The following is a 13325-nucleotide window of genomic DNA, read 5'->3' on the forward strand; positions in this document are numbered from 1 at the left end:
CCGGACTCGGCCCGCGTGCACGTCGACCATCTCCAACTCACCGACTTCCGGAACTACCGGGAGGCGGACGTCGACCTCGCACGCGGGCCGAACCTGTTCGTCGGGCGGAACGGGCAGGGCAAGACCAACCTGGTCGAGGCGATCGGGTACCTGTCGACGCTCGGTTCGCACCGGGTCCCGACGGATGCCGCGCTCGTCCGCCAGGGTTGCGACGCGGCGATCGTCCGGGCCCGACTGGCACACGAAGATCGCAGCATCCTCGCCGAGGTGCAGATCAACCGCACCGGAGCGAACCGTGCGCAGGTGAACCGGTCGGCGATCAAGCCGCGTGAACTCCCGCGCTACTGCACCTCCGTCCTCTTCGCTCCCGAGGACCTCGCCCTGGTCCGTGGCGAACCGGCCGGTCGCCGACGCATGCTCGACGAACTGCTCGGCCAGATCGCGCCGCGGATGCAGGGGGTCCTGGCCGACTACGACCGCACGCTCCGCCAGCGGAACACCCTGCTCAAGTCGGCCCGTGCCACCGGCGCCAAAGCCAACGCACTGTCGACGCTCGACGTCTGGGACGACCGCCTCGTCGGACTCGGTGCCGAGATCGTCGCCGCGCGCGACCACCTGACGCGCCGGCTCGCACCGTTCGTCGCCGAGGCGTACGCCACCGTCGCGGGCGAGGACCACGATGCCTCGATCGCCGGTGTGCTCTCGATCCGTGGCGGTGACCCGGAGGCCGCCGCCGCGACGGACCCGGTCCTCGGCACCCCCGACGAGCCGGTGAGCGTGACCGCTGCAGCCGAGGCGTTCGCGGCTGCCCTCGAGCGGCGTCGTCGCGACGAGCTCGACCGCGGGTTGACCCTCGTCGGGCCGCACCGGGACGACGTCCTGTTCCAGCTCAACGGGTTACCTGCCCGCGGGTACGCCAGTCACGGGGAGTCCTGGTCCTTCGCGCTCGCGATCCAGCTGGCGAGCGCGTCGATCCTGCGGGCGGAGTCGAACCTCGGTGACCCGATCATCATCCTCGACGACGTGTTCGCCGAACTCGACGAATCTCGGCGCGAACGCCTCGGGAACGCCGTGGCCGACTACGAGCAGGTCCTCATCACAGCCGCGGTGTTCGGCGACGTCCCCTCGCAGCTGGCCGCGCACACGGTGCGGATCGAGGCGGGCACGATCGTGACCGACGCGACCCCGCCGGAAGCCGACGCCTGATGCCCCGCCCGTGGAAGCCGACCGAGCCGTCGCGGCTGTACCGGCACCTCCGAGCTGTCTTCGGCGACCCGTCGAAGCGCGGGGTCGACGCCCGCCGCCGTCGCTCCCGCGAGTTCGACGCCGACACCGTCCCGTACGGCCGTGGCCGTGAGCCCCGAGGGCTCGGTGACGTGGTCGGATCCCTGGCCAACGAGCTCGGGTGGACCGAACCCCTGGCCCGCTCTGAGCTGTTCGTGGACTGGCCGAGCGTCGTCGGTGAAGAACTCGCGAAGCACTCCACCCCGGTCACCATCGACGACGGTGCGCTGGTCATCCGGTGTGACTCGACGGCTTGGGCGACCCAGCTCCGTCTCATGCGTGCCAGCGTCACGACGACCATCGCCGAGCGGCACCCGGAAGCCGGGGTGGAGTCGATCCGGGTTTCGGGGCCGGACGTCCCCACCTGGAAACGCGGCCCCAGGACGGTCCAGGGGCGCGGTCCTCGCGACACCTACGGTTGAGCCGACGAAATCATCCTGTGGTGCCAAAAAAGCCCGCCTGTGGGCCGGATGAGCCCTCGAAAGAGGGGCCTCTGCGGTAGACTGGGAGGTGCAGTGCGCGGGCGTTCCGCGCGCAGGCAGGAGCACGCTCGACATGGCATCAGAATCTGAAGACGACCCGCAGAACCCGCTCGACGCGGAGACCCCGCAGAGCGAACCGTCCTACGGAGCAGACCAGATTCAGGTGCTCGAGGGGCTCGAGGCGGTCCGCAAGCGTCCCGGTATGTACATCGGTTCGACGGGGCCCCGCGGTCTGCACCACCTGGTCCAGGAGATCGTCGACAACTCCGTCGACGAAGCCCTCGCCGGGTACTGCGACACCATCGACGTCACAATCCGTGAAGACGGCGGTGTCCGCGTGGTCGACAACGGCCGTGGCATCCCGGTCGGCATCCACGCGGCCGAGGGCGTCTCGACCGTCCAGGTCGTCCTGACCGTCCTGCACGCCGGCGGCAAGTTCGGCGGCGGCGCGTACGCGGTGTCCGGTGGTCTGCACGGTGTCGGTTCCTCCGTCGTGAACGCGCTGAGCTCCGAGCTCGACGTCGAGGTCCGACAGCAGGGCCACGTCTGGCGCCAGAGCTACACCGACGGCGTCCCGGTCGCACCGCTGACCAAGGACGAACCGTCCGACGAGCACGGCACCACGATCACCTTCTGGCCGAACGCCGAGATCTTCGAGACCGTCGTCTTCGACTACGAGACCCTGCGCACCCGGTTCCAGCAGATGGCCTTCCTCAACAAGGGCCTGCGGATCAACCTGCGCGACGAGCGCACCCCGGAAGAAGGGGAAGAGGCGCGGAACGACTCCTTCATGTACGAGCGCGGTCTCGCCGACTACGTCGAGTACATCAACGCGCAGAAGAAGGCCGACCTCGTCCACCCGGACGTCATCGGCTTCGAGTCCGAGGACACCGAGCGCAAGATCGCGCTCGAGGTCGCGATGCAGTGGAACACCTCGTACCAGGAGAGCGTCCACACCTTCGCGAACACGATCAACACGCACGAGGGCGGCACCCACGAAGAGGGCTTCCGCGCGGCGCTGACGTACCTGGTGAACAAGTACGCGCGCGAGACGAAGATCATCAAGGAGAAGGACGACAACCTGACGGGTGACGACATCCGTGAAGGGTTGACGGCCGTCATCTCCGTGAAGCTCGGCGAGCCGCAGTTCGAGGGCCAGACGAAGACGAAGCTCGGCAACACCGAGGCGAAGGGCTTCGTGCAGCGCGTCGTCGGCGCCGAGCTCACGCACTGGTTCGAGAGCAACCCGACCCAGGCCCGCGACGTCGTCCGCAAGGCGATCCAGGCGTCGCAGGCGCGGCTCGCGGCCCGCAAGGCCCGCGAGACCACGCGTCGCAAGGGGCTGCTCGAGTCGGGTGGCATGCCCGGAAAGCTGAAGGACTGCCAGTCCAAGGACCCGACCCTGTCGGAGATCTTCATGGTCGAGGGCGACTCCGCCGGCGGTTCCGCCGTGCAGGGCCGCAACCCGATGACCCAGGCGATCCTGCCCCTGCGCGGCAAGATCCTGAACGTCGAGAAGGCGCGGCTCGACCGCGCGCTCGCCAACCAGGAGATCCAGTCGATGATCACGGCGTTCGGCGCCGGCATCGGTGAGGACTTCGACCCGGACAAGGCCCGGTACCACAAGATCGTGCTGATGGCCGATGCCGACGTCGACGGCCAGCACATCACCACGTTGCTGCTGACCCTGCTGTTCCGCTACATGCGGCCGCTCATCGAGCGCGGCTACGTGTACCTCGCGCAGCCGCCGCTGTACCGCCTCAAGTGGTCGAACGCGGCGCACGAGTACGTGTTCAGCGACCGGGAGCGCGACGCCCTGATGCAGTCGGGCATCGCCGCCGGCAAGCGGATCCCGAAGGACAACGGCATCCAGCGCTACAAGGGCCTCGGCGAGATGGACTACAAGGAGCTCTGGGACACCACGATGAACCCGGACACCCGCACGCTCCTGCAGGTCACGCTCGAGGACGCCGCCGCGGTGGACAGCACCTTCTCGACGCTGATGGGTGAAGACGTCGACGCACGTCGCCAGTTCATCCAGCAGAACGCCAAGGACGTCCGCTTCTTGGACATCTGAACAGACTCGACATCTCGACCCTGGCCTGGAGGCGCGGTGCCAGCCGCGTGCTCTGGTCCGGACCACTTGTGGTCGCGTCCACCGCGACGAACGTCACCACGGCCTCCCGGCCGTCAGAAAGGTAACGCAAGCCAATGGCTGACGACAACGAGAACGCCCCCGACGAGCAGCCCGAGATCGTCCACGGCGACAGCGGGGACATCGTCGTCTCCGGTGACCGCATCTCGCAGGTCGACCTGCAGCTCGAGATGCAGCGTTCCTACCTCGACTACGCGATGTCGGTCATCGTCGGCCGCGCGCTGCCCGAGGTCCGCGACGGCCTGAAGCCGGTGCACCGCCGCGTGATCTACGCGATGTTCGACGGCGGCTACCGTCCGGACCGCGCGTTCTCGAAGTGCTCCCGCGTCGTCGGCGACGTCATGGGGCAGTTCCACCCGCACGGCGACTCCGCGATCTACGACGCGCTGGTCCGTCTGGTGCAGCCGTGGTCGCTGCGTTACCCGCTCGCACTCGGCCAGGGCAACTTCGGCTCGCCGGGCAACGACGGCGCAGCAGCCCCGCGGTACACCGAGACCAAGATGGCGCCGCTCGCCATGGAGATGGTCCGGGACATCGACGAGGACACCGTCGACTTCCAGGACAACTACGACGGTCGGACCCAGGAGCCCGCGATCCTGCCGGCACGGTTCCCGAACCTGCTCGTCAACGGCTCGGTCGGCATCGCGGTCGGCATGGCGACGAACATCCCGCCGCACAACCTGCGCGAGGTGGCCGAGGGCGCGAAGTGGGCCCTCGACAACCCCGAGGCGACGCGCGAAGAGCTCCTCGCCGCGCTCATGCAGCGCATCAAGGGGCCGGACTTCCCGACCGGTGCGCAGATCCTGGGCACCAAGGGCATCCAGGACGCCTACCTCACCGGTCGTGGTTCGATCACGATGCGCGCCGTCGTCAACGTCGAGGAGATCCAGGGTCGCACCTGCCTCGTCGTCACCGAGCTGCCGTACCAGGTCAACCCGGACAACCTCGCGATCAAGATCGCCGACCTGGTCAAGGACGGCAAGCTCGCCGGCGTCGCGGACATCCGCGACGAGACCTCTGGTCGCACCGGCCAGCGCCTGGTGATCGTGCTCAAGCGCGACGCCGTCGCCAAGGTCGTGCTGAACAACCTGTACAAGCACACGCAGCTGCAGGAGAACTTCGGCGCGAACATGCTCGCGATCGTCGACGGCGTCCCGCGGACCCTGCCGCTCGACGGGTTCATCTCGGCGTGGGTCGCGCACCAGGTCGACGTCATCGTCCGCCGCACCCAGTTCCGCCTGCGCGAGGCCGAGAAGCGCGCGCACATCCTGCGCGGCTACCTCGCAGCGCTCGACGCCCTCGACGAGGTCATCGCGCTCATCCGTCGGTCGCCCGACGTCGAAGAGGCCCGCTCCGGCCTGATGGACCTGCTGTCCGTCGACGAGATCCAGGCGCGCGCGATCCTCGAGCTCCAGCTCCGTCGACTGGCCGCCCTCGAGCGCCAGAAGATCCACGACGAGGCCGAAGAACTCGAGCGCAAGATCGCCGACTTCCAGGACATCCTGGCGTCGGAGACCCGGCAGCGCACGATCATCCGCGACGAGCTCGAGGAGATCGTCGACCGCTTCGGCGACGACCGGCGCACCGAGATCATGCTCGGCTACGACGGCGACATGTCGATGGAAGACCTCATCCCCGAAGAGGAGATGGTCGTCACCATCACCCGCGGTGGGTACGTCAAGCGCACGCGCAGCGACCAGTACCGCTCGCAGCACCGCGGTGGCCGGGGTGTCCGTGGCGCCCAGCTCCGTGCGGACGACATCGTCGAGCACTTCTTCGTCACGACGACGCACCACTGGCTGCTGTTCCTCACCGACCAGGGCCGGGTCTACCGCGCCAAGGCGTACGAGCTGCAGGAAGCCGGCCGCGATGCCAAGGGCCAGCACGTGGCGAACCTGCTCGCGATGCAGCCGGACGAGCAGATCCAGCAGGTGCTCGACATCCGTGACTACGAGGTCGCGCAGTACCTCGTCCTCGCGACCGAGCACGGGCTGGTGAAGAAGACCGCGCTCACCGAGTACGACACCAACCGCACCGGTGGCATCATCGCGATCAACCTGCGCGACGGCGACAAGCTCCGGCAGGCGTTGCTCGTCGACGAGCACGACGACCTGCTGCTCGTCTCACGACAGGGCATGTCGCTCCGCTTCACCGCGACGAACGACACCCTGCGGCCGATGGGTCGGTCGACCTCCGGCGTGAAGGGCATGTCCTTCCGCGACGGCGACTCGCTCCTGGCCGCACGCGTGGTGGCGGACGACGGCTTCGTCTGGGTGATGACCGAGGGCGGGTACGCCAAGCGCACCGCCGTCGACCAGTACCGCATCCAGGGACGCGGTGGTCTCGGCATCAAGGTGGCCAAGTTGGCGACCGACCGAGGCGACCTTGTGGGTGCTCTCATCGTCGGTGAGGACGACGAAGTGCTCGTCGTGCTGCAATCGGGCAAGGTGGTAAGGTCTGCCGTGGCCGAGGTCCCTGCCAAGGGTCGCGACACCATGGGTGTCGTCTTCGCCAGGTTCGCGGCGAACGACAAGATCATCGCAGTGGCCCAGAACACCGAGCGGAACCTGGTCGACCAGGACGACGCCGAGATCGAGCCAGCGGGCCCGGTGGAGACGGTCAGCCCTTCCGAAGCGGCCCCGGACTCCACTGATCCCATCGACACCGAGCCCGTCGCGGACGAGGCCGGAGAGGACCAGTCAAGCAATGAGTAGTGTCGCCGAGAAGCTCCAGAAGAAGGCGAAGCGACCCGTCGGCACCCGCCAAGTGCGGCTGCGGCTGGTCTACGTCGACTTCTGGTCGATGGTGAAGCTCAGCTTCCTCATCGCCCTGGCCGGCAGCATCGTGATCGTGGTCGCCACGGCGCTGGTGTGGGTCATCCTCAACCAGACGGGCGTGTTCACGCAGGTGGACGCCTTGTTGAAGGACGTCACCGGTCAGAACAGTTACTCGATCATGGACCAGTTCTCACTGGGTCAGGTACTCGGGTTCTCCATCGTCGTGGGCATCCTCAACGTGGTCGTCGGCACCGTGCTCGGCGCCATCGTGAGCGTCCTCTACAACCTCAGTGTTCGCATCACCGGCGGCTTGCTCGTCGGCTTCACGAACAACTGACACACCCGGGCCGGGTGAGCCGACCGCTCGATTTCGTTCTGCGAGATCCGTGGGGTAGGCTTTCATCCGGTCTGAGGGGCTATAGCTCAGGCGGTTAGAGCGCTTCGCTGATAACGAAGAGGTCCAAGGTTCAAGTCCTTGTAGCCCCACCAGTTCTTCGGAACACACGACAATTCCATCCAGCCGCCGATCACCTCGGTGGCACCCGGGGCCTTAGCTCAGTTGGTAGAGCGCCTGCTTTGCAAGCAGGATGTCGGGAGTTCGATTCTCCCAGGCTCCACTCCACTCTGGGATGACCCTGCTGCGGTCGTTCCTTCCTCCGCCGGTTCGTTCCGCCGCGCTGGTCTCGTGCCTTCGGCACGGGCCGCTCCGCGATGGCCGTCTCCGTACGACATCGTGCGTTCGTCGTCGGGCGGCGTCGTCGTGCGTGCTCGGTCCGGGCGGGTGTCGGTGCCCCGAGGTCTCGCGGCGCCGAGGTTCCGAAATCTCGGCATCTCGGGCGCTCCAGGGGACGGCCGTGGAACCTCGGCGGCTGGCGTGCGGCATGTCGCGGAACCTCGGCGTCGGCCGGCCGGCCAGCCAGTCGGTGCCTCGTAGCAGACCCGAGGCCGGGAACGACGAAGGGCCCCGGCGGAGTGCCGGGGCCCTTCGTACGAACCGTGGAGGTCAGGCGGCAGGCTTCTCCGCCGTGTCAGCGTCGTCGGCAACCCACAGGTCGTCGTCGGCGCGGAGCGTCTGGTACGCGGCGTACGCGGCACCAGCAACGGCGACGACGCCGACGATGATGAGTGCGACACCACCGAAGCCGATGCCCTTCTTCTGCTGTGACGGCACGTACTTCACAGCAGCCTTCTTGGCCTTCTTGCCCTTCTTCTGGGCGTTCTTCACGATCTTCTTGACCCGGGGGTCCTTCGCGAGGTCGGTGACGCTCAGCACGGAGCCAGCGGTCGACACCAGTCCGGGGATGACCTCGGACTGGAACTTGTGCGAAGCGTTCTGTGCTGCGGACGTCGCAGCGTGGACCCCGGTCGCGACCGCGGGACGGATCCCGTTGTCGATCGCGTTCTGCACACGAGGGGCGATGTCCTTGCGGGCTGCGTCGGCTGCGTTCGACCGGGCTTCCGCCAGGATCGCGTTCGCGTGCTCGAGGACCTTGCGCTGCTCTCCGAGGAGCGAGGCGGTCTGGCCCTTGAGCTTCTTGATCTGCTTCCGACGCTTGCGCGGGATCTCGATCGTCGTCATCTGGTACCTCCATCGGATCGGCGTGACCCCATCCTGCCACCAGAGTCCCTGACAGGTCACGGAGCCTCACCTGTGGGTCCGGTCCGTACGCAGCCGGTACATGCGAGAATCGGAACATGTCTCTGCACACCGCTGTCGCAACGATCCACACCAACAAGGGCGACATCCGCGTCAACCTGTTCGGCAACCACGCACCGAAGACCGTCAAGAACTTCGTCGACCTCGCCACGGGCAAGCAGGAGTGGACCCACCCGGGTACGGGCAAGGTCTCCACCGACAAGCTCTACGACGGCGTCGTCTTCCACCGCATCATCAAGGACTTCATGATCCAGGGCGGCGACCCGCTCGGCCAGGGCATCGGCGGCCCGGGCTACCGCTTCGACGACGAGATCTCCCCCGAGCTCACGTTCCAGAACCCCTACATCTTCGCCATGGCCAACGCCGGCATCCAGGGCGGCCGTGGCACCAACGGCTCGCAGTTCTTCATCACCACGGTGGCGACGCCGTGGCTGCAGGGCAAGCACACCATCTTCGGTGAGGTCGCCGACGACGAGTCGCGTGCCGTGGTCGACGCCATCGAGGGTGTCCCCACCGACGGCCGTGACAAGCCCGTCGAGGACGTGGTCATCCAGAGCATCGACGTCGAAGGCGTCTGATCCTCACGTGACCGACCAGGCGTACAACCCGAACAACACCTGCTACCGGCATCCGGACCGGCAGAGCTTCGTGCTCTGCCAGCGCTGTGGGCGGACGATCTGCCCGGAGTGCCAGACGCCGGCGGCAGTCGGGGTGCACTGCCCGGAGTGCGTGCGTGAACAGCGCGCACAGTTCGCAGCGAACCGTCGCGCGTCCGGAGCCCCCAGTGGGCTGACGGTCGCGCGACGGCGTTTCGCGATGCTCGACCAGAAGGCGACGGTCGTCATCGTGGCGATCACGGTCGCCATCTGGCTGCTGGACCAGGTCAGTGGTGGCTTCTTCACCAGCCTGCTCGCCTACAACTCGCTGCTGCTGCCCACGCAACCGTGGCGAGTCGTGACCGTGCTCTTCGTCCACTCGGGCATCCTCCACATCGTGTTCAACATGTGGGCACTGTGGATCTTCGGTCGGATGCTCGAGAACATGCTCGGCACCTGGCGATTCGTCGCGCTGTACTTCATCACGGGGATCTTCGGCTCGATGCTCGTGACGTTCCTCGCTCCCGGAACGACCGTCGTCGGCGCTTCCGGAGCGATCTTCGGGCTCTTCGCGGCGTTCTTCGTGCTGCAGCGGAGCCTCGGGCAGAACGCGGTGCAGCTCCTCGTGATCATGGGGCTCAACCTGGTCGTCGGGTTCCTCCCGGGGATCAACATCTCGTGGCAGGCGCACGTCGGTGGGATCATCGGCGGCTTCCTGGTGGGCTTCGTGTTCGCCAAGACCCGGAACGTCCGGCAGCGGCCGCTGCAGATCGGCCTGCTCGTCGCCACCGCCTTGGTGGGTATCGTGCTCACCGCAGTCGGGTACGCGGTCACCATCGGCTGACCCGACCCGGACACACGTCCACCGAACGCCCCGTCGCTTCCGCGGCGGGGCGTTCGTCGTTCCGAGACATCCCTGCGCCCAGCCCGTCGTGCGGCCGCTCTCCCGCGGAAGCGACAGTCTGCCGCCGACCTTTCGGCGAGGTCTGACGCTTTCGCAGACAGGACGGCGCAGCCAGCCGCACATTCGTGGCGCGACCGAACGGCGGACGGGAGGCACGGTGCCAGGCCGCCACGGGCCTCCAGTCCGCCGTCCACAAGGCGTCCGCAGAGTTATCCACAGGTGTGGAGAAACCGGTGAGTTACACGCGTGTGATTATCCCCATTGTGGACTCAGCTGTGGATAACTCCGGGGTCGGGGTGTGGATGACGATGTGGAGAGTGTGGAGAAGTGTGGAGAACCGCCCGGATCCTCGATGATCTGGGGATCAGCGGCAGCAAGTCCTGTGGAGAACGACAACGCCCGCCGCACCAAGTGGTGCGACGGGCATCGGAGTGTCTCGAGGCTGCGGATCAGCGCCAGCGGGTGGTCATGAGGAAGCCGATGAACATGATGCCGAAGCCGACCAGGATGTTCCACGAGCCGAGGCTCGGCACCGGCAAGGTCGCGTTCGAGATGTAGAAGACGATCACCCAGACGAGCCCGATGAGCATGAAGCCGAACATGACCGGCTTGAACCACACCGGGTTCGGGGCATCCCCCGCGGTGTCGACCGAGTCGGCTCGGGTCCTCCGGGCGGGCTTGGTGCGGTCCTTGTCACTGGCCATGGCCGGTATCCTACCGTGACCACGTGTGTGGGTCGGCCCGCAGACCGCTGCACACATCCCCCACGAGTACGGTGAACCGCCATGACCAGGATCCTCGTCGTCGACAACTACGACAGCTTCGTCTACACGCTGAACGGGTACGTCCAGCAGCTCGGAGCCGAGACGGACGTGGTGCGCAACGACGCCTTCCCCGAGTCGGAGATCGCGGACCGCATCGCCGACTACGACGGCATCCTGCTCTCGCCCGGCCCGGGGACCCCGGCCGACGCCGGCGTCTCGATCCCCACGGTGCACGCGGCGATCGCGTCCGGCACCCCGCTGCTCGGGGTCTGCCTCGGTCACCAAGCGATCGCAGAAGCCCTCGGGGCCAGGGTCACGCACGCCGACGAACTCATGCACGGCAAGACCTCGCAGGTCGACCACGACGACAGCACGCTCTTCGCGGGCGTTCCGCACCCGTTCACGGCGACGCGGTACCACTCCCTCGCGATCGTCGACGGCACGGTGCCCGACGAACTCACCGTCACGGCCCGGACCGGCGGCGGCGTCATCATGGGCGTCCAGCACCGCGACCACCCGCTGTACGGGGTGCAGTTCCACCCCGAGTCGGTCCTGACCGAGGGCGGCTACCGCATGGTCGGCAACTGGCTCGATACCACCGGCCTCTCCGGGGCCGCCGAGCGCGCCGACGGGCTCGGCCCGCTCATCGCGACGCACCGCGCCTGACTCGTCGGAGCGCTCTGGACGGCGTCGCGCGTCGACGCGCTTGGAGCAGTGGACGCGACGACCTGACGGGCCCGCGGACGCGTGGCGGGGGTGCGCCGGGCCTCCTGGCCGTCAGTGTGCCGACGGGAGGCCCGTCACCAGTCCGTCAGACCACACGCGTGTGCGTGTGGTCGGCGCGACGGCCGCGGTGGCGTCGTTCCTGATCGGGACGGTCAGCGACCGTCGCCGTTGTCGCCGCCGGTGTCCCCGTTGTCTCCACCGGTGTCCCCGTTGTCGCCCTTGTCGTTCCCGTTGTCGGACGACGGGGCGTGGGTCGGCTGGCTCGACGCGGCGCAGTAGGTCAGGGCGACGGCACTGCCCTGGGCGACATCGCCCTGCGGGGTGTCCTGCTGCGTCACGAGGCCACCCGTGCACGAGTACGAGGGCGACGGCGTCACGGTGAGGCCGAGCTGCTCGAGCGACGCCTTCGCCTCGGAGAACTGCTGGTTCGTGACGTTCGGCAGCTGCACCTTGCCGTTGGACACCGTGAGGTTGATCACGATTCCCTTGGTGTGGAGCGAACCGGACTCGGGGTCGGAACTCATCACGGTGCCCTCTGGCACGTCGGACGAGTAGTCGGAACTGATCGCGCCGACGCGGAAGCCGGCATCGTCCAGTGCCTGCTGTGCCGCGGCCTGGGACTGCCCGTTCAGCTCGGGGACCGGGACCCGCTCGGGGCCGAGGGAGACGACCACGTTGACGCTGGACTTCCGGCCCACGTTGATGCCGGAGCCCGGGTCGGTGCGGATGACCGTGCCCTTGTCGACCGAGTCGGAGTTCTCCTCGACCTTGACGGCCGTCAGGTCCCTCTTCTCGAGGGCGGTGGACGCGGCACTGAAGGTCGACCCGGTGACGTTCGGCACGCTCACGGACGACGACACCGGTGGCTTGCCCGGCTGCAGGTTCGCGACGAAGAACACGACCCCGACGATGACCGCGACCGTCAGCAGGATGCCGACCCAGATCCACGCCACCGGCGGACGGTTCTGCGTGCGCTGCGGGCGGTGCTCAGCGGTGTCGTCGTCGAGCTCGCGGAACGCCGCGGCCGGGTTCGACGTGGTGCGCGGGTCGACCCCGAACAGCACCGTCGAAGCGTCGTTCGCCGCGTTCTGCTGGATCTTCTTGGTGGATGCCGGAACTCGGCCCGCAGCGGCCTGCTGCAGGTCCGAGCGGAACTCGGCGGCGTTCTGGAAGCGGCGCGTGCGGTCCTTGACCAGGGCGTGCAGGGTCACGGCATCGAGTGCCGGGGACACCTCTGGCGTGATCGACGACGGGGCGACGGGCTGTTCGCTGACGTGCTGGTAGGCCACCGCGACCGGGGTGTCGCCGAGGAAGGGCGCGCGGCCGGTGAGGAGCTCGAACAGCACCACACCCGTGGAGTAGATGTCCGTGCGGGCGTCGACGGTCTCGCCGCGGGCCTGCTCCGGCGAGAAGTACGACGCAGTGCCGAGGATCGACGTGGTCTGCGCGACCGTGGCGGAGGTGTCGGTGATGGCTCGGGCGATGCCGAAGTCCATGACCTTGACCTGGCCGTTGTGCGTGACCATGACGTTGGCGGGCTTGATGTCTCGGTGCACGACGCCCGCGCGGTGGGAGTACTCGAGCGCGGTGAGGATGCCCTCGGTGATGCGGACGGCCTCGGCCGGAGCGACGGCACCCTCGGCGATGATGTCGGAGAGCGGACGGCCCTCGACGTACTCCATCACGATGAAGGGGACCTGCACCTCGGCGCCCGAGGTCTCGGTCACGGTCTCTTCGCCGGCGTCGTACACCCGGACGACCGTCGGGTGCGCCATGCGTGCGGCGGCCTGGGCTTCCTGCCGGAACCGGGTGCGGAACGCCGGGTCGTTGGCCAGGCTCGGCTTCAGGAGCTTCACCGCGACCTTGCGACCGAGACGGGTGTCGTTGCCGAGGTGCACGGTTGCCATGCCGCCTCGGCCGATGACATCACCGATCTCGTAACGGTTGGCGAGGAGGGTGATCCCCGCGGTCACACCTTCT

The 13325-nt window shown here is 67.8% G+C and carries 11 protein-coding genes and 2 tRNA genes; 10 read left to right on the forward strand and 3 right to left on the reverse strand.

All coding sequences use genetic code 11. From position 1 onward, the window contains the following. Positions 1-15: 15 nt before the first annotated feature. The 7 genes from recF to HQQ88_RS07445 all read left to right on the forward strand — a co-directional run bounded on the left by recF (position 16) and on the right by HQQ88_RS07445 (position 7315). On the forward strand, positions 16-1206 hold the full coding sequence (gene recF, locus HQQ88_RS07415; RefSeq protein WP_131877933.1) for a DNA replication/repair protein RecF: 1191 nt from the start codon (positions 16-18) through the stop codon (positions 1204-1206). Then, on the forward strand, positions 1206-1706 hold the full coding sequence (locus HQQ88_RS07420) for a DUF721 domain-containing protein (protein ID WP_111083686.1): 501 nt from the start codon (positions 1206-1208) through the stop codon (positions 1704-1706). The genes recF and HQQ88_RS07420 overlap by 1 nt, the downstream gene beginning before the upstream one ends. A gap of 133 nt (positions 1707-1839) precedes the next feature. Next, complete coding sequence (gene gyrB, locus HQQ88_RS07425; RefSeq protein WP_123292937.1) at positions 1840-3843, forward strand: DNA topoisomerase (ATP-hydrolyzing) subunit B; 2004 nt, start codon at positions 1840-1842, stop codon at positions 3841-3843. A gap of 134 nt (positions 3844-3977) precedes the next feature. Beyond that, positions 3978-6635 (forward strand): DNA gyrase subunit A, encoded by a 2658-nt coding sequence (gene gyrA, locus HQQ88_RS07430; RefSeq protein ID WP_216834274.1) that lies wholly within the window; start codon positions 3978-3980, stop codon positions 6633-6635. Beyond that, positions 6628-7035: a DUF3566 domain-containing protein gene (locus HQQ88_RS07435; protein ID WP_027466922.1), complete on the forward strand. Its 408-nt coding sequence runs from the start codon at positions 6628-6630 to the stop codon at positions 7033-7035. Before gyrA ends, HQQ88_RS07435 begins: the two co-directional genes overlap by 8 nt. A 75-nt stretch (positions 7036-7110) precedes the next feature. Beyond that, a tRNA-Ile gene (locus HQQ88_RS07440) sits at positions 7111-7187 on the forward strand. 55 nt (positions 7188-7242) lie between these two features. Further along, positions 7243-7315 (forward strand) — tRNA-Ala (locus tag HQQ88_RS07445). Between the two features lie 386 nt (positions 7316-7701). Here HQQ88_RS07445 and HQQ88_RS07450 read toward each other — a convergent pair. Then, positions 7702-8277: a hypothetical protein gene (locus HQQ88_RS07450; RefSeq protein WP_111083687.1), complete on the reverse strand. Its 576-nt coding sequence runs from the start codon at positions 8275-8277 to the stop codon at positions 7702-7704. A gap of 116 nt (positions 8278-8393) precedes the next feature. Here HQQ88_RS07450 and HQQ88_RS07455 point away from each other — a divergent pair, with 116 nt between their 5' ends. Next, the gene (locus HQQ88_RS07455) at positions 8394-8933 is read left to right on the forward strand and encodes a peptidylprolyl isomerase (protein ID WP_111083688.1); all 540 of its coding nucleotides are present in this window, start codon (positions 8394-8396) and stop codon (positions 8931-8933) included. A 7-nt stretch (positions 8934-8940) separates the two neighbouring features. Then, complete coding sequence (locus HQQ88_RS07460) at positions 8941-9795, forward strand: rhomboid family intramembrane serine protease (RefSeq protein ID WP_173169057.1); 855 nt, start codon at positions 8941-8943, stop codon at positions 9793-9795. Between the two features lie 509 nt (positions 9796-10304). Here the strand turns inward: HQQ88_RS07460 and HQQ88_RS07465 are convergent. Then, positions 10305-10559: a cell division protein CrgA gene (locus HQQ88_RS07465; RefSeq protein WP_123292935.1), complete on the reverse strand. Its 255-nt coding sequence runs from the start codon at positions 10557-10559 to the stop codon at positions 10305-10307. An 81-nt stretch (positions 10560-10640) separates the two neighbouring features. Here HQQ88_RS07465 and HQQ88_RS07470 point away from each other — a divergent pair, with 81 nt between their 5' ends. Beyond that, positions 10641-11285: a gamma-glutamyl-gamma-aminobutyrate hydrolase family protein gene (locus HQQ88_RS07470; protein ID WP_173169058.1), complete on the forward strand. Its 645-nt coding sequence runs from the start codon at positions 10641-10643 to the stop codon at positions 11283-11285. A 212-nt stretch (positions 11286-11497) separates the two neighbouring features. Here the strand turns inward: HQQ88_RS07470 and pknB are convergent, their stop codons facing one another. After that, positions 11498-13318, reverse strand: a complete 1821-nt coding sequence (gene pknB, locus HQQ88_RS07475; protein WP_173169132.1) for a Stk1 family PASTA domain-containing Ser/Thr kinase — start codon at positions 13316-13318, stop codon at positions 11498-11500. Positions 13319-13325: the final 7 nt, after the last annotated feature.

This window comes from Curtobacterium sp. VKM Ac-2861 (assembly GCF_013204965.1).
Classification (GTDB): domain Bacteria; phylum Actinomycetota; class Actinomycetes; order Actinomycetales; family Microbacteriaceae; genus Curtobacterium.